This window comes from Deltaproteobacteria bacterium (genome assembly GCA_016709225.1).
GTDB lineage: Bacteria > Myxococcota_A > Polyangia > Nannocystales > Nannocystaceae > Xiheibacterium > Xiheibacterium phototrophicum.
Map to the genome: position 1 here is coordinate 3,498,036 of JADJEE010000012.1, position 16,763 is coordinate 3,514,798.

Below are 16,763 nucleotides of genomic sequence, written 5' to 3' on the forward strand. Positions count from 1 at the left end.
GCTCCGGTGGTCGCGTCGACCCCCCGATCTATCGCAGTCGTCGTCCGATGATGGTCGCGAGCACGCGGCGCAGGGCTTCGGGGTCGAGGCCGCGCGCGATGCCCTTCGCGACCAACGCGGCGATCACCGCCGCTTCGCGCGCAGGGTCGGCTCGCGGCAGGCCTTCGTCGTGCTTCCATGCCCACAGCGCTGCGACCGCGGTCGCGCGCCGCTCGAGCAGGTCGAGCAGCGCGTCGTCGAGGGCATCGATCTGCGCGCGCGCGGCCTCGAGCTGGGCTTGCTGTGTGGGCGTCATCGTCGGACCTCGAGCGGCGACAACACGCGCATGGTGCCGGCGGTGACACCGAACTGCTCGTGGGCGGCGAGCACGGCGACGACCTCGTCGGGGCGCCTGCGGCCCGCGAGCAGGGCGCTCCACGCCGCGAGTACGTTGGCGCATGTGGCCTCGTCCTCCCACACGAACTCGAGCCGGAATCGTCGCACGCCCGCCGCCAGCAGCCGTGGTACCGCGCGTGCGGCGGTCTGCGCCTGCGCGTTGAAGACCGTGTTGCGGCAGCCGACGTCGACCACGACGGGGTGCTGCCGCCCGTCACGATCGCCGAGCGCGATGCGATGCTGCTCGCAGGGCCGGCCGCACGTGCGGTAGTCCCGGCCCGTCGACAACGTGTGCGCGTAGACGCAGTGCTCGGTGTGGAAGGTGGCGATGTGGTGGTGGCCGACGACGGTGATGCGCTCGGCGGGCACGTGCGCGAGCAGGAGATGAAGCTGGGTCTCGTCGAGATCGTGGGCGGCGGTGAGCGAGTCGCAACCCAGCGCCAGCAGGTGGCGTGCGGTGACGCTGTTGGTGACGTTGAGCGAGAAGTCGCCGTGCACGACCGGCCGCGAGGCCATGACCACCTGCGAGAAATGCACCAGCCCGCCCCAGTGACGCACGAGGATCCCGTCGGGCGAAAGTCGCATCAGCCGCGCGTCGATGCCGGCCTCGCCGGGCTTCTGCACCCGCGTGGTCGCGATCGTGACCAGCAGCCCGGCCTGCTTCGCGCGACGCACCGCGTGCTCGAGGCCGACGAGCTCCATCCAGTCGAGCTCGACCTCGGGCAGGCCCGCTGCGATGACGGCCTCGAGCTGTGCCGGTGTGCGCACCAGCGGCACCAGCTGCGGCACGGTGGGTGGCTGCCAGCGCTGCGGCTGTGTCAGGCTCGCGGCGGCACCACGCACCCGCGTGGCCGCGTCGCCCTCGCGCACGCGGTGGCGCGCGGCGGCCAGCATCTGCTGCTCGAGTGTGGCCACCAGCGTGCGGCGCAGCTGCTTGAGCGACGAGACCGGCAGGTGCAGCCCGGCGTCGAGCCCCGTGAGGTCCAGCTGCGCGAGGCGAAACGGCGTGCCACCGAGGCCGCCGAGCTTGTCGGTGAGCAACCCGCGATCGAGGCCGGTGCCGGTCGAGGCGGTGAGCCTCGCGTCACTCGCACCCGACACCGTCGCGCCGCGGCCCACTGGGCCCTCGGCGCGCAGCGACACGTGCAACGCCGCGCCGGCCGAGCCGCGTACGTGCATCGTCACCGGCACGCGCCCGCCCACGCCGCGCGCACCGTGATCGACCGTGGCCTTCGCCTCGGCGTGCAGCCGCGGGTCCGACGAGAGGAACACCTGATCGCCGGGGCGCACCTGCGAGAGATCCGGCCCGGGCCGACCGAAGCGCAGCCACCAACCATCGGTGAGCGCGTCGACGCCGAACAGCGCGCCGCCGGGCTCGGTTTGCTGCGGTCGCCCGGTGTCGAAGCCGACACCGCAGCCGGGGATCGGCTCGGGCACCGCGAGCGGCACCCCGCGGGCATCGACCGGCGACGCGCCGCCGATGACCGGCAACGCCACCTTGGTCACGCCCCGCGGCGCACCGCCGCCGGTCGCAGCACCGCCACTGCTGCGACGCTCGGCCCGTCGCACGCGCACGTCGAGGCCACGCACCTCGGTCACCACGCCGAGCAGCGCGCCGCGGTGCTTCGGAAAGCGGCCCTCGACGAGGTCCTGATGATCGGAGCCCGCGAAGAAGCCGTCCGAGAAGCCGCGCGAGTAGGCGACCGCCATCTTGCCGAGGTCGCGCTGCAGCTGCGCGTGCGCCTCGGCGTCGTCGCGGTGACCGCTGGCCACGGCGTCACGCCAGCGACGATAGCCCTCGACCGCGGTCATCACATACGCGGGGCCCTTGAGACGGCCTTCGATCTTCAGGCTCGCGACGCCGACGTCGATCAACGCCGGCAACGCGCGCGCGCCGGCCAGATCGAGCGGGCTCAGCAGATACGCGACGTCGCCCAGCGGTCGCGGGGTGCCGTCGACGATCAGCGCATACGGGAGGCGGCACGACTGTGCACATTGCCCGCGGTTCGCCGAGCGCCCGCCCCAGGCCTCGCTGGTGAGGCACTGGCCACTCCACGACATGCACAGCGCGCCGTGGACGAAGACCTCGAGCTCGAGCGAGGTGCCGGCTGCGAAGGCACGGATCTCGTCGGTCGACAGCTCGCGCGGCACCACCACCCGCGTGACGCCGAGCGACTGTGCGAAGCGAGCCGCCTCGGGGCACGACACCGTCATCTGCGTCGAGGCATGCACCTCCATCGAGGGCGCGACCTCGCGGGCCAGCAGCGCGACCGCGGGGTCCTGTACGATCACGCCGTCGACCCCGGCCAGCGCGCACGCGCGCAGCAGCTGCTCGACCACCGGCAGCTCGTCCTCGAACACCAGCGTGTTGAGCGTGACGTACGCGCGGGCGCCCGCGCGATGGATGTGGTCGAGCGTGGCCGGTAGCGCATCGACGGAGAAGTTCGTCGCACGGGCGCGGGCGTTCATGCCCTCGTCGAGGCCGAAGTAGACCGCGTCGGCCCCGGCGGCGAGTGCCGCATCGAGGCTCTCGGCGTCGCCCGCGGGCGCGAGGATCTCGGGGAGGGCTGGCACCCGGACCTTGTACCGGAAGGAGCCCACCGAACTCAAAAGCCCCTGCGACCGGGGGGCCCGCGGCCGATCACACCAACGCGAGCACGGCGGCGGTGAACACGTCGCCGCGGTGCGCGTAGCTGCGGAACTGATCGTAGCTCGCGCACGCCGGCGCGAGCACGACCGCGTCGCCGGTTCGCGCCATGCCGCGGGCGATCGTCACCGCCGCGGTCAGGTCGGGCGCGAAGGCGGCGGGCACGGTGTCGCCGCCGAGCGCGTGGAAGAGCGGGCCGGCCTCGCCGATCGCGACCACGCCGCGGCCGCGTCGCTGCAGCAGCTCGCCGAGCGGCGCGAGGTCGTCGCCCTTGCCGCGGCCACCGGCAATCAGCACGAAGCGCTCGTCGAGGCCGCCGAGGCTGGCGATCGCACTGGCGACGTTGGTGGCCTTCGAATCGTTGTAGTAGCGCACGCCGTCGAGTTCGCGCACCAGCACCATGCGGTGGGGCAGACCCGCAAAGGCGGTGAGCGTGCGTGCGCAGGCGTCGTGGGGTACGCCGAAGTGGCGCGCGGCGGCCAAGGCGAACAGCGCATTGCTGGCGTTGTGACGGCCAGGCAATCGCAGCAGCGCGCGATCGAAGCGCTCGTCGCCGAGCACCAGCGTGCGGCCCGAGCCCTCGCCTTCGATGAAGGCATGGCCGGGCTCGCCGATCGCCAACACCCGCACGTCGGTGCGCGAGGGCTGCAGGCGCTCGCGGAACTCACCGCCGTGATCGAGCAACGCGAGCCCGCCCGGCACGAGGTTGCGGAACACCTCGGCCTTGGTGTCGGCGTAGGCCTCCATCGTGGGGTAGCGATCGAGGTGATCGGGCGTGACGTTCAGGACCATGCCGACGTCGTTGGGGATCGCCGGCAGCGTCTCGAGCTGGAAGCTCGAGCACTCGAGCACGAGTGCGTCGTGGGCCTCGCCGCGACCCTGTAGCCTGGCAGCGATCGCGTCGCACAGCGGCGTGCCGAGGTTGCCGCCGACGAACGGCGTGAAGCCACCCGCGCGCAGCAGCTCGCCGGTGAGCGCGGTGACGGTGCTCTTGCCGTTGGTGCCGGTGATGAGCACGAGCGGCACCGGGGCCAGGCCCGCGATGTGTCGGCCGAACCACAGCTGCAGGCCCAGGCCGAGCTCACCGGTGATGGTCGCATCGGGGGCGTACTGGCGCGTGGCCTCGCGGGCGGGCCCGGGCGGCACGCCTGGGCTCAGCACCACGAGGTCGACGCCCTGCATGCCCGCGGCGGGGATCTCGTCGAGCCCGCGCAGATCGACCGCGCCCTCGGGCAGTGCGGCGTCGCGCTTGCGATCGTACGCCCGCACCTCCAGCCCGAGCTGCAGCAGCACGCGTGCGGCCGACAGCCCGCTCGCACCCAGGCCGATCACGATCGCCGTGTGCCACGGCAGCGGCGCGTCGACGGCCGTCATCGCAGCTTGAGCGTCGCCAACGCGACCAGGGCGAGGATGATGCTGATGATCCAGAAGCGCACGATCACCTTGGGCTCGGCCCAACCCTTGAGTTCGAAGTGGTGGTGGATCGGCGCCATGCGGAACACCCGCTTGCCCGTGAGCTTGAACGAGGTCACCTGCACGATCACGCTCACGGTTTCGAGCACGAAGATGCCGCCGACGATGAGCAGGGTCAGCTCGTTCTTCGACGCCACCGCGAGGAAGCCCAGGCCTGCGCCCAGCGGCAACGAGCCCACGTCGCCCATGAACACGCTCGCGGGGTAGGTGTTGTACCAGAGGAAGCCGATGCCGGCCCCGACCATCGCGCCGCAGTAGATCGCCAGCTCACCGACCTGCGGGATGTGGGGGATGTGCAGGTAGAACGCGATGTCGAAGTTGCGATTGATGATCGTGCCCGCCGCGTAGGTCAGCACCAGGAACGTCGCGGCCGAAATGATCACCGGGCCGATCGCGAGCCCGTCGAGGCCGTCGGTCAGGTTCACTGCGTTGGAGAACCCGACCACCACGAACACCGCGAAGCCGATGTACAGCCACTTGTCGAGCGCCAGCTCGTACTCGTAGAAGTCGAGGAACGGTACCGCCAGGCGGTAGCGGATGCTGTCGGGCATCACGCCGGACTCGTAGAGGTAGATGATGGTCGAGCACGCGACCAGGATCTGCAGCGCGAACTTCACCTTGGCCGGCATGCCGCCCGAGTGCTTGCGCCGCACCTTCAAGAAATCGTCGACGAAGCCGATCACGCCATAGCCCGCGGTCGTGAGGCTCGCGAGCAGCACGTACGGGTTGCTCATGTCGGCCCACAGCAGCGTGGGGATGATGAGCGTGAACAGGATGAGGCTGCCGCCCATGGTCGGCGTGCCGCGCTTGGACAGGTGCGACTGCGGGCCGTCCTCGCGCACCACCTGGCCGAGCTGGATCCGCTGCAGCGCGCGGATGAACCACGGGTACAGCACCAACGAGAGCAGCAGGGCCGTGAGCGTCGCCGCGATGATCCGCGTCGAGGTGTAGCGCAGCACGTTCAGCCAGCCGAACGCGGCGTACTTGGCACTCAAGGGGTAGAGCAGCGTGTAGAGCACCAAAGCCCCGAATTCGCAGACCGCGCACGCCGAAGCGGCGGCCGGTCGTGACGCGGTAGTCGTGGCACGACCGGCCGTGTGGGCGCAAGAACTCGGGGCGTGCGCCTGCGCAGGGCGGCGGGAATCGGCCCATGCCCCCGCCTGGGTCGGCCCACCGGCATCGCGCCGGCGGGTCCGTCGCCCCCGGCACCGTCGATGGGTTGCGACGCCGGGTCAGTGCAGCCAGTCGCGCCAGAGCTCGGGCACCGCCTCGTCGCCGAGGTGGAGCAGCCGCGGTGCCAGCCAGTCCGGCTTGTTCGGCACCGAGCGCAGGCGCATGCCCGCCTCCTCCGGCGAGTCACGGCCCTTGCGACGGTTGCACGAGACGCACGCGGTCACGACGTTGCGCCACGTGGTCTTGCCGCCCTCGCTGCGCGGGACCACGTGATCGAGCGTGAGCTCCCGAGGACCGCAGCGGATGCCGCAGTACTGGCAGCGATGGCCATCGCGCAGGTAGACGTTCTCCCGCGAGAAGCGGACGTGCAGCGGCCGCACCACCTGCTTGCGGAGCAGGCGGACCACCGCCGGCGCGGCATAGCTACGCGACACCGTGCTGATCAGCCACTCGTAGTCACGCAGCACCTCGACCTTGCCGACGAAGTGCATGCAGAGTGCACGCTGCCAGGGGATGACTTTGATGGGCTGGTAGCCCTGATCGAGCAGTAACGTATCGCGCAAGGCCATCTTGCCCCACCGTAGTCGAACCCCCAAGGTAGCACGGCGGCGAGCGGGTTGGTCGATCGCTTCGTTTCGTTTGCGGCGAAGGGGCGACTTCATCTATGAAGAGAGGCAGGGAAGAGGTAGGGGTCGGAAGGCGAGCAAGCTGCGGTCGCAGTAGAGACGCGACGGGTCGGGGCGGGCGATGCGGTGGACGGCGGAGAGTCTAGCGGCGGGTGCGGGCGGTCGAGTGCTCCAGAGCGGGCGTGCGGGCATCGTGGGCGCGTTTCTGGACAGCCGCCGGCCGCTGGCCGGCGGGTTGTTCGTGCCGATCGTCGCGGCGCGCGACGGGCACGACTTCATCCCCGACGCGGTCGCCGGCGGCGCGACCGCACTGCTCGTGCGCCGCGGCTACGTGGTGCCCGCCGATCTGCGATCCCGGACCCAGCTCAGCATCATCGAGGTCGACGACACGTTGGCTGCGATGCAGCGCCTGGCGGCCGGTCGCCGCGAGGCGGTCGACGGCCCGGTGGTGGCGATCACCGGCAGCAATGGCAAGACCACCACGCGCGCGATGATCTCCGCGGTGCTGGCGACCGGCTTCGAGGACGTGCTGTGCACGCGCGGCAACCTCAACAATCACCTCGGCGTGCCGCTGACGCTGCTCGGCGAGCCCGAGCACCCGGACGCCGCCGTCATCGAGCTGGGCATGAGTGCCCCCGGCGAGAACGCGCTGCTGGCGTCGATCGTGCGACCGACGATCGCGGTCGTGACCTCGATTGCGCTCGAGCACCTCGAGTTCATGAAGTCGATCGAGGCGATCGCTGCTGCCGAGGCCGAGCCCGTGGCCCACGTGCGCCCCGGCGGTGCGGTCGTGGTGCCGTCGGACGAGCCGCTGCTGCGCCCCCACGTCACCCCGGCGGTGCTGGCCCGTGCCGGCGGTGAGGCCCTGACGCTCCTGCGCGTCGGCCCCGACGCCGACGCCGACGTGCGCGTGGTCGCGGTCGAACAGCACGCCGGCACGAAGGTGAGGCTGGCGACCGCCGAGTACGGCGAGTTCGAGCTGACGCTGCAGCTATTCGGGCTGCACAATGCCCGCAACGCCGCCGCTGCGCTCGCGGTGGGTCTGTTCGCCGGGCTCCCGCTGTCGCCGATGCTCGACGCGCTCGCGGCGGTCGAACCCGTCGGTGATCGCGGGCGGGCGATCGCTTGCGGGCGGCACCTGGTGATCGCCGACTGCTACAACGCCAACCCCGGGTCGGTCGCCGCCGCGCTGGGCAGCATCGCGGCACTGCACCGCGATCGCCGACGCATCGTGGTGCTCGGCGACATGCTCGAGCTCGGCCCCGACGAGCTCGCGCTGCACGCCGAGGTCGGGCGTCGATGCGTCGAGGCCGGCGTCGACGCCGTGGTCGGGTTCGGCCCGCGCGCGCGGGAGTTGGTGCGCGAGACCGCGGCGGCGGGCATCGAATCGCTGGCGACCGAGGACGTCGACGAGGCCGCCGCGTGGGTGCTCGCGCAGATGACGGGCCCGAGCGCGGTGCTGCTCAAGGGCAGCCGCGGCATGCGACTCGAGCGGGTGGTCGAAGGCCTGGTCGACGCGCTGCGCGGGGCCGGGCGCGCTACTTGATCCACACGAAGGTCTGCTGGTTGAGCGCGACCAGCTGACCATCGGGCGTCCACAGCTCGCGCATGTCGACGAAGTAGCCCTGGTCCGAGGCCATCGCGCGGGCGCGGTGGTACAGCGGCAGGTCGCCGGGCAGCTGGCGATCGCCCAGCAGGTTCTGCAGCGTGTACGCGATGGTCGCCATCGGTCGTGGCCGCGGCTCGATCGAGAACGCCGAGGGCCACCACGCGTCGGCGAGCGCGACCACGGTGGCGGCGTCGATCACCGCCCCGGGCACGCGCGGACGCACGAACCCCGCGGCGATCGCCTCGGTCGCGCCGGAGAACGGCAGCGGACCCGTGAGCCGGAACTCGAGGTGCTGCGTGAACTCGGGCACGAACGGGCCGTAGGGCAGCGGCGTGAGCTCGGCCCACGGCGGCGGCGCAGCCTCGAGCGCCGGCGCCCACGTGCGATCGACCGCGCGGGTTCGACCCAACACCGCCGTCGCGCGCGCGAGCACGTCGTCGCCGGCGTGCGCGGGCTGTCGCAACGACGCCGAGAAGCTCGACACCGCGTTGCCGCGCCGCAACAGCTCGACCGTGATCTCGCAGGCGCCCGGTACCACCGGCCCGACCAGCTCGCCGGTCACGGACCGCAGCGATCGCTCGAGCTCGGGCTCGCACTGCTGCATTGCGCGCACGAGTGCGGCGAGCACCAAGCCCCCGAAGGTGCCGCGACCCTGGGCCCAGCCGGGCTGCACCTCGAGATCGAAGCGCCGCTCGTCGCGGCGCGTAGGCTCGAACATCTGGGGAAAGCTGGCGCTCATGCGGACCTCGATCGGCGACGGGCCGCGTCGAGGTTACGCCACGCAGACACCCGCACCGCTGCAATCGAGCGTGACGGTCACGCAGGACTGCAGCGGCCGCTGCGCCTTAGTTCATCGCCATGATGCTCGGGCACGCGTCGAGTGCGGCTGCCGACTCGGTCGGACAGAAGTCGCCGCTCTCCCAGGTGGGGCAGTCGAGGGTGCTGACGCACGCGAGCATGTCCTCGAGCGCGGCGCCGCACTCGGGGCCATCGGCGTCGACGAACATCCCCACCTGGCCGAGACACTCGGCCTCGATCTGATCGAGATAGTTGGCGTACTCCGGGTTGCACATCACGACGAGCGCCGCGTAGCCGTCGCAGCTGTAGTTGCCCTGCATGCCGCCGGAGCTGCCGCTCGAGCTGCCGGGATCGGTGCTGCTCGAGCTGCCGGGATCGGTGCCGCCGCCGCTGCTCGACTCGCCGGCGCCGCTCGAGTCACCGGCGGTCGAGTCGCCGGTGCTGCTCGAGTCGCCCGCGCTCGAGCTGTCGGACTGGGTCGTCGCAGTCGTCGCAGTCGTGCTCTCCGTCGTGGTCGCGTCGGAGGTCATCGTGGTCGACGCGGTGGTCGACGCGGTGGTCGAGGCCGAAGTGCTCGAGGCATCGGTGGACGACGAGCCGTCGTCGCCGGTGCCATTGCCATCGTCGCTGCAGGCGAGCGGCAGGCTGGCGAACATGAGCAGGAAGGAGAGGCGATGGAGTTGGTCGCGATCGGACATGTCGAGTTCCGGTAAGGTGGGCGAGCGTGGCCGCGACGGGCGGCCGCTGGCAAGCGGTAGTGCCCCGACGGGTGCCGACGATCACGCCGGCCGGGGCGGGTCTGCATGGATCCGGCGCAGTGCCGGCGATCATGGCCGCCCGCAGAGTCCCCGCGCGCTGCGGTCTACGGGCCCCAAGCGCGCGGGCGCCGATCCCGTTGGGCTCGCTACCGTTCGGCGACCGCCGCCGGACGAATGCGAGCCGCCCGAGAAATTCTCACCCACGCGAGTGGCCTCGCGTGTCGTGCTCGCGAGATGGCCACGCAAACCTCGAAGCTGGTCCTCGCGCTGCTGCCACTGACCGGTGCCTGCTATCGCGGGGTCGACACCCAGGCATCGGGTGCCGCGGACGGTGGGGGATCCGACGCCGGTGAGTCCGGTGCCGAGGACCCGTACTGCGAGGCCGACGCGATGCCGGGTCCGATGACCCAGTTCGTGCGGCTCACCCACGGCCAGTACGACAACACCGTGCGCGACCTCTTGGGTGTGCAGGACCGCCCCTCGGCCGCCTTCCTCGCCGACACCGCGGTGAAGGGCTTCACCAACAACGCCGATCAGCTGGTCGTCAACGATCGTCTCGCCCGCGACTATCGCCGTGCGGCCGAGGCGATCGCCGCCGATCTGCTGGCCGATACCCCGCGGCTCTCGGGGGTGGTCGGCTGCGAGCCCGCGGCCGACCCGATGCCGTGCGTCGACCAGTTCATCGACCGCTTCGGCCGTCGCGCCTTCCGCCGCCCCATCACCGCCGACGAGCACGCAGCGTTCGTCGACATCTACGCCAGGGGTGCAGGGCTCTACGAGGGGGGCACCGCCTTCGAGCAGGGCATCGCGCTGGTGATCGAGACGATGCTGCAGGCGCCGAGCTTCTTGTATCGCGTCGAGCTCAGCACGCCGGGCCCCGACGACGCCGTGGTCGCGCTCGATGGCTGGGAGATCGCCGCGCGCCTCTCGTACATGCTGTGGAACTCGATGCCCGACGACGCGCTGCTCGACGCCGCCGAGGCCGGCGAGCTCGACGACGCCGCCGGTATCGAGGCGCACGCACGGCGCCTGCTGGCTGACGCGCGCGCGGCCGACCCCGTACAGGATTTCCACAGCCAGTGGCTCCGCATGGACCGCTACTCGAACATCTCGAAGGACCCCGACCTGTTCCCCGACTTCGACGCCGAGACCCCGGCCTCGATGGCGGCCGAGACCCGGGAGTTCTTCCGCTCGCTGATCCTCGAGCAGGACGCGACCTTCGCCGACCTCATGACCTCGCGCAGCACGTTCGTCGACGATCGGCTGGCGCGGATCTACGGCCTCGCGGGTGGCTTCGGCGACACGCTCACGCCGGTCGAGGTCGATCCCGCGACGCGTGCCGGCTTCCTCACCCACCCGGGCTTCCTGGCCGCCAACGCGTACTTTGGTGAGAGCTCGCCGATCCATCGCGGGACCTTCGTGCAGCGCCAGGTGCTGTGCACCGAGATCCCCGACCCGCCGCCGGGCGTGGACCTGCAGCTGCCCCCCGCCGACGAGAACATCCGCACCACCCGTCAACGTGTCGAGCAGCACACCTCGCCCGAGCAGTGCGCGCCGTGCCACGCGATGATCAACGCGCCGGGCTACGCGTTCGAGAACTTCGACGCGATGGGCACGCTGCGCAGCGTCGACAACGGTGAGCCGGTCGACACCGTGGCCTCGTTCACCAATCCCGACGGCACCTCGATGAGCTTCACGGGCGCGGTCGACATGATCGAGCAGCTCGCGACCTCGGATGTCGCCAAGCGCTGCTACAGCACGCAGTGGTTCCGCTATGCCAGCGCGCGCGCCGAGACCTCTGCTGACACCTGCACGCTCGACGGCCTGCACGAGGCCATGCTCGCGCAGGACTACGACGTACAAGAGCTGCTGGTCGCGCTGACGCAGACTGCCAGCTTCCGATTCCGCGCTGCGCAAGGGGGCGAGTGAACATGAAACGACGCAACTTCCTCCGGGGCGCCGGTGGCATCGCGGTCGCGCTGCCGATGCTCGAGTCGATGCTGCCCCGCCGTGCACGTGCGGCCGACGACGGCACACCTCGACGCTTCGTTGGCTTCTGCTGCTGCAACGGCGTCGAGATCACGCGCTTCTGGCCCACCTCACCGTATGGTGCGCTGACGGCCGCGGGCCTCGCGGGCACCGCACTCGAGCCGCTCTCCGCCCACGTCGACAAGATGCTGGTCCCCCGCGGCATCCACACCGTGCCTCGTGGCTTCGGCTGGGACCCGGTCGCCGGCTGCGACCACGTCAAGGGCGTCGGCCACCGCCTCACCGCGCGGCCACTCGACGAAGGCACGCTCTACGCCACCGGTGCATCGCTCGATCAGGTGATCGCGACCCAGCGCAACGACGGCGGCACACCGGCGCTCAACTTGCACGTCGGCTACCGCTACCAGGGCACCAACGGCGTGGTCTCGTACACCGGTGCCAACGGCCCTGCGGTGGGCGAGAACAACCCGTGGCTGGTCTACCAAGACCTCATGGGCCTGTCGAACCTCGACGACGTCGCGATCATGCGCCTGACCGCGCGGCGCGAGAGCGTGCTCGATCTGGTCGAGCGCGACTTCAACCGCATCGGCGGTGGCAGCATCTCGCAGGCCGATCGGGCCAAGCTCGACATGCACCTCACCGCGATCCGTGACCTCGAGGTCGGCATGGGTGAGGCGGGGTTGATCCCGTGCATGCTCGACGACGGCCGTGTGTCGGAGCTGCAGGCGCTCGAGGGGGCCAACGTCGATGCCGACAGCGAGTACAAGCGCATCGGCCTGCTGCAGATGGACATCCTCGCGCTCGCGCTGGCGTGCGGCGCCAATCATGCCGCAACGCTGATGTGGGGCTCCGAGGCCGGTGGCCCGGTCTTCACGTGGGACGGCATGAGCCACCAGTACAACCACCACAAGCTGTCGCACGGCAACACCGCCGACGACTGCTCGGGCTCGGCGGTGGACGGCTACCTCGACATGCTGTTCGACATCGATCGCTGGTATGCCACCCAGCTGGCGTACCTGCTCGATCAGCTCGATGCCTACACCGAAGGCGACGGCACCGTGCTCGATCACACCGCGGTGATGTGGACCAACAACCTCTCGGACGGCAAGGCCCACCACTTCATGGACATGCCGTACGTGATGTTCGGCTCCTGCGGCGGCTACCTGCGCACGGGGCAGTACATCAAGGTCACCGCGCAGGACAGCACCGTCAACGACGTCGACGCGCCGCACAACAAGCTGCTCACGACCATCGCCAACGCCTGCGGAGTGACCGACGACACCGGTGGGCCGCTGACGATCTTCGGTGATCCGGCGTTCGCCGAGGCCGGCGAGTTCGACGCGCTCAAGGCCTGACCTGCAAGCCACCTTGGTTCTGCTAGAACCTGGGAGCGTCGCGGCCGTCGCCGCGCGCCCCCCAGGTCGATGTCGCGCTTCACCAATCGAGATGGCAGCCGCAACCCCCACGGGCTCGGCACGGTGCTCAAGTGGAAGCTGGGTCTGCACGACGGTCGGAAGATCGTCGCGGCGGCGACGGCCGAGGTGCCGCGCGTGGCCAACGACGGCGCCGCCCTGCGTCGTGGCGGCGCCGAGCCCTCGCTGACGTGGATCGGGCACGCCAGCTTCTTGGTCCAGCAGGGCGGACGCTCGCTGCTGATCGACCCGGTGTTCTCGCGGCGGCTGGCGGTGGTCGTGCGCAACGGCCCGCCCGGGCTCGCCCGCGCCGACCTGCCGAAGATCGACGTCGTGCTCATCACCCACAACCATCGCGATCACATGGATGCGCCGAGCCTGAAGGCGATCGGCCCCGACGCGGTCTACGTGGTACCGCATGGCCTGCGGCGGTGGTTCGAGCGCGCAGGGTTCCCGCGCGTGGTCGAGATGCAGTGGTGGGAGCAGCGCGAGGTCGAGGGCTTCGAGATCACCTTCGTGCCCTCACAGCACTGGAGCCGCCGGGGGCTGTTCGACGAGAACGCCACGCTGTGGGGTGGCTACGTCATCGCGCGCGACGGCGTGCGCGTGTACCACTCGGGCGATACCGCGTGGTTCGACGGCTTCGAAGAGATCGGCCGTCGCGCTGGTGTCATCGACGCGGCGATGCTGCCGATCGGCGCCTACGAGCCGCGGTGGTTCATGCGCACCCAGCACATCGATCCGATCGAGGCGGTGCAGGCGTTCGAAGCGCTCGGCGCCACGCGCTTCGTCGCGATGCACTGGGGCACCTTCAAGCTGACCGACGAGGACCTGCTCGAACCACCGACGCTGCTGCGCGAGCACTGGGACGCGCGCGGTCTGCCCGAGGCGCGACGCTCGATCCCCGCGATCGGTGAGACCCTGCGGCTGTGATCAGCCGCGCCTCGCGAGCGCCGCACGGGCGTGCTCGCGATCGTCGAAGTGGATGGTCTGACCTGCGAGCTGCTGGTAGTCCTCGTGGCCCTTGCCAGCGACGACCACCAGATCGTCGTCGTCGGCAAGCGCGATCGCCATCGCGATCGCGGCCGCGCGATCGACCTCGCGCGTGACCTTGGCCGCCAGTGCGGACGGCATGCCGGCGAGCATGTCGTCGACGATGCGCTCGGGCGATTCGCTGCGCGGGTTGTCGGAGGTGGCGAAGAAGCGGTCGGCGTCGCGGGCCGCGATGCCGCCCATCAGCGGTCGCTTGCTGGGATCGCGATCGCCTCCGCAGCCGAGCACCACCCACAGCCGCCCGCGTGCGAGCGGTCGCAGCACCGCGAGCGTGCGCTCGACCGCGTCGGGGGTGTGGGCGTAGTCGACGATCACCGTGGGGCCACCGCCGCCCTCACCTCGGACCGGCTCGAGCCGACCAGGGGCGCCGTGGGCGTGTGCGAGCCCCTGCGCGATCGCTTCGGGCGCGAGTCCCAGCGCGAGCGCGAGGCCGGTGGTGACCATGAGGTTGTCGAGGTTGAACGGGCCCAGCAGCGGGCTCGACAGCTCGACGCGCCCCATTGGCGTCTCCAGCCATCCACGCGTGCCGGTGTCGGCGAAGACGATCGCGTCGGCGTGGATCTCGGCGGTCGGGTCTTGTCGAGAGGCGCGCCATGCCCTCGCGCCCGCGGCGGTTGCGGCCGCGAGGAAGCTCGCCGCCGCGGGCTGCCCGTCGACGGCCGCCACCGCGATGCCGTCGCGCCGCAGATAGGTCGACGGCAGCAGGCACTTGGCGCGCAGGTAGTCGTCCATGTCGCGATGGAAATCGAGGTGGTCCTGGCTGAAGCTGGTGAGCCCGACGCCTGCGAACCGCAGCGGTGCGACGCGTGCCTGCGCGAGCGCATGCGACGACGCCTCCATCACGACATCGGTGGCGCCGCGGCGGCGGGCGTCGGCCAGCAACGCCTGCAGTTCGAGTGGGAAGGGGGTCGTGAAGCTGCTGCGATCCTCGTGGTCGACGAGCCAGTTGCCGGTGGTCCCGAGCCGCGCGTGGGCGCGGCCGGCCGTCCGCAGGATCGCGCCGACCAGGTGCGCCGTGGTGGTCTTGCCGTTGGTGCCGGTGACGGCGGCGAGCCGCAGGTGCTCGCCAGGGTCGCCGTGCGCGTGCGCGGCGATGATCGGCAGCGCCGCCCAGGTGTCGGGCACCGATACGTGGGGGCCGTCGGTGGTGAAGCCCTCGCGCACGACCACCGCCGCGGCACCGCGCGCGAGCACCTCGGGCACGAATCGATGGGCGTCGTGCGACGCCCCGGTGAGCGCGACGAAGAGGTCCCCCGGCGCGACGCGTCGTGAGTCGGTGGCGACCGCAGCGATCGCCGTGGCGGCGTCGCAACGAACCATGCGTGCGTCCGTGACGCCCTGCAGCAGCTGGCCCAGCGTGATCATGGCGTCTCGTCGGCGATGGCGTCGCGGGTGAGGCGGAAGAGGCGTGGGCTCTCGCGGATCAACATCTCGAGGTCGACCGTGCGCTTGGTGCGGTAGACGAAGCCCACCAGGTGGGTCTCGCGTCGCCAGGTCACCAGGTACGCGCGCTCGTCGATCGACGTTCCCGCATCGACGCGGTTGAGCTGGCTGAACCCGATCTTCACGCCATCGACGACCTCGACCCGCGGCATGCCAGCGATGGCGCGATCGACCGCCTCGGGATCGCGGCCGTCGAGCGGTTGGTAGATCGGCTCGACCACGGTCTCGCTGTCGACCGCCTGGTTGATCGTCACGCCGATCTCGAGGGCGACCGGGGCCACCTGCACGCCCTTGGCGACCACGCTGCCCATGTCGGTGCCCTCGGCCTGCGCGCCGAGCCAGGCGAGCGCGTCCTTGCTGAGCTGGCCGGTGTCGGTGAGCCCCGCCCACGCGCGTTTGCTGCGATCCATCGCGTCGGCGGCGGACTTGCCGGCGCCGTCGACCGCCTGCTTGGCGGCATCGACCTGCTTGCTGGCATCGTCGGCGACCTGCGCCGCGGTCTGTTTGGCGGCGTCGACCTGCTTGCCGGCGCCGTCGACCGCTGCGGTCACCTGCGCGGTGGTGTCGTCACAGGCGAGCAGGAGCGTCGTCGTGACCACGATGGCGCGCAGCAAGACGGGGGGCATGGCCGCATCATAGCAGCGGCCCGATGATCGCGGCCGGTTGGGGCGCGGTGCATCGGGCCGCTTGGGGTCCGGTCGCTTCGCATCGGCGCGTGGTCAGTGCCGCCGCGCCGCGGGCTTCGATCGCGATCGCGATCAGCCGCCGCTGCTGGTGCCGGCGCCACCGCTGGAGCCGCCGAGGCCACACGCGGTGGTGACGGCTTCGAGCTCGGTCGGGCACGCCGAGCCGCGCGACAGCGCCGTGCAGTCGGCGGTCGAGAGGCACGCGTAGAGATCCTCGGCCGCGGCGACGCAGTCGGCATAGCGGGCGCCGAGTCCGAGCGCGTAGGTGCAGTAGTACGCGGCGTAGGTCGGGTCCTTGCCGATGCCACACTCGACGTAGTGGGCGCCGTAGGCCTCGCACACCGCGGGCACGTCACCGGTGGTGGAGTCGGCGGCGGTCGGGTCGGTGTCGGTCGCGGAGGCCGAGTCGGTGGCCGAAGCCGAGGCCGAGGCCGAGTCGGTGGCCGAGGCGGAGGCCGAAGCCGAAGCCGAAGCCGACGCGCTGGCGGAGTCGGTGGCCGAAGCCGAGGCGGAGGCCGAGTCGGTGGCGGAGGCCGACGCGCTCGCCGAAGCCGACGCGGACGCACCGGTGCTGTCGGCACCCGTGTCGCCGTCGTCGCTGGTGATCACGCAGCCGGCGAGGGGCAGCGCCGCCAGCGAGAGGAGAAAGCCGAGTTGGTGGTTCCGAGTATCGAAGTGCATGGTGACCGGCGGACCTTAGCAGCGCGGGCCACGGCTCGGC

15 protein-coding genes are annotated in these 16,763 nt (G+C 71.2%); 5 read left to right on the forward strand and 10 right to left on the reverse strand.

Going from position 1 to position 16,763, the window contains the following annotated elements:
* Positions 1-28 precede the first annotated feature (28 nt).
* The 5 genes from IPH07_39485 to IPH07_39505 all read right to left on the reverse strand — a co-directional run bounded on the left by IPH07_39485 (position 29) and on the right by IPH07_39505 (position 6,237).
* Positions 29-295 carry a chorismate mutase gene (locus IPH07_39485; protein MBK6923538.1) on the reverse strand — a complete coding sequence of 89 codons (267 nt, stop codon included), beginning with the start codon at positions 293-295 and terminating at the stop codon, positions 29-31.
* Entirely contained in the window at positions 292-2,949 is a 2,658-nt protein-coding gene (locus IPH07_39490) for a U32 family peptidase (protein ID MBK6923539.1), read from the reverse strand. Before IPH07_39490 ends, IPH07_39485 begins: the two co-directional genes overlap by 4 nt.
* 67 nt (positions 2,950-3,016) lie before the next feature.
* Complete coding sequence (gene murD, locus IPH07_39495; GenBank protein MBK6923540.1) at positions 3,017-4,396, reverse strand: UDP-N-acetylmuramoyl-L-alanine--D-glutamate ligase; 1,380 nt, start codon at positions 4,394-4,396, stop codon at positions 3,017-3,019.
* A complete protein-coding gene (locus IPH07_39500) occupies positions 4,393-5,514 on the reverse strand; it encodes a phospho-N-acetylmuramoyl-pentapeptide-transferase (GenBank protein MBK6923541.1) in 1,122 nt (373 codons plus the stop codon). The genes murD and IPH07_39500 overlap by 4 nt, the downstream gene beginning before the upstream one ends.
* A 213-nt stretch (positions 5,515-5,727) precedes the next feature.
* On the reverse strand, positions 5,728-6,237 hold the full coding sequence (locus IPH07_39505) for an HNH endonuclease (GenBank protein ID MBK6923542.1): 510 nt from the start codon (positions 6,235-6,237) through the stop codon (positions 5,728-5,730).
* A 250-nt stretch (positions 6,238-6,487) separates the two neighbouring features.
* On the opposite strand from IPH07_39505, the gene IPH07_39510 reads away from it, so the two are divergent.
* The gene (locus tag IPH07_39510; GenBank protein ID MBK6923543.1) at positions 6,488-7,840 is read left to right on the forward strand and encodes a UDP-N-acetylmuramoyl-tripeptide--D-alanyl-D-alanine ligase; all 1,353 of its coding nucleotides are present in this window, start codon (positions 6,488-6,490) and stop codon (positions 7,838-7,840) included.
* On the opposite strand, the gene IPH07_39515 is transcribed toward IPH07_39510, so the two are convergent.
* Both IPH07_39515 and IPH07_39520 read right to left on the reverse strand, forming a co-directional pair.
* A complete protein-coding gene (locus IPH07_39515; protein ID MBK6923544.1) occupies positions 7,833-8,621 on the reverse strand; it encodes a thioesterase family protein in 789 nt (262 codons plus the stop codon). The genes IPH07_39510 and IPH07_39515 overlap by 8 nt on opposite strands.
* A gap of 127 nt (positions 8,622-8,748) precedes the next feature.
* Positions 8,749-9,399 carry a hypothetical protein gene (locus tag IPH07_39520; protein ID MBK6923545.1) on the reverse strand — a complete coding sequence of 217 codons (651 nt, stop codon included), beginning with the start codon at positions 9,397-9,399 and terminating at the stop codon, positions 8,749-8,751.
* Between the two features lie 294 nt (positions 9,400-9,693).
* Between IPH07_39520 and IPH07_39525 the strand changes: the two genes are divergently transcribed.
* The 3 genes from IPH07_39525 to IPH07_39535 all read left to right on the forward strand — a co-directional run bounded on the left by IPH07_39525 (position 9,694) and on the right by IPH07_39535 (position 13,793).
* Positions 9,694-11,388, forward strand: a complete 1,695-nt coding sequence (locus IPH07_39525; GenBank protein MBK6923546.1) for a DUF1592 domain-containing protein — start codon at positions 9,694-9,696, stop codon at positions 11,386-11,388.
* A 2-nt stretch (positions 11,389-11,390) separates the two neighbouring features.
* The gene (locus tag IPH07_39530) at positions 11,391-12,803 is read left to right on the forward strand and encodes a DUF1552 domain-containing protein (protein MBK6923547.1); all 1,413 of its coding nucleotides are present in this window, start codon (positions 11,391-11,393) and stop codon (positions 12,801-12,803) included.
* 69 nt (positions 12,804-12,872) lie between these two features.
* Positions 12,873-13,793, forward strand: coding sequence for an MBL fold metallo-hydrolase (locus tag IPH07_39535; GenBank protein MBK6923548.1), 921 nt, complete (start codon positions 12,873-12,875; stop codon positions 13,791-13,793).
* On the opposite strand, the gene IPH07_39540 is transcribed toward IPH07_39535, so the two are convergent.
* The 3 genes from IPH07_39540 to IPH07_39550 form a co-directional block, all read right to left on the reverse strand.
* A complete protein-coding gene (locus IPH07_39540; GenBank protein MBK6923549.1) occupies positions 13,794-15,278 on the reverse strand; it encodes a UDP-N-acetylmuramoyl-L-alanyl-D-glutamate--2,6-diaminopimelate ligase in 1,485 nt (494 codons plus the stop codon).
* Entirely contained in the window at positions 15,275-15,982 is a 708-nt protein-coding gene (locus tag IPH07_39545; protein ID MBK6923550.1) for a hypothetical protein, read from the reverse strand. The genes IPH07_39540 and IPH07_39545 overlap by 4 nt, the downstream gene beginning before the upstream one ends.
* A 132-nt stretch (positions 15,983-16,114) precedes the next feature.
* The gene (locus tag IPH07_39550; GenBank protein ID MBK6923551.1) at positions 16,115-16,393 is read right to left on the reverse strand and encodes a hypothetical protein; all 279 of its coding nucleotides are present in this window, start codon (positions 16,391-16,393) and stop codon (positions 16,115-16,117) included.
* Between the two features lie 7 nt (positions 16,394-16,400).
* Between IPH07_39550 and IPH07_39555 the strand changes: the two genes are divergently transcribed.
* Entirely contained in the window at positions 16,401-16,742 is a 342-nt protein-coding gene (locus tag IPH07_39555) for a hypothetical protein (protein ID MBK6923552.1), read from the forward strand.
* The last annotated feature ends 21 nt before the right edge of the window (positions 16,743-16,763 follow it).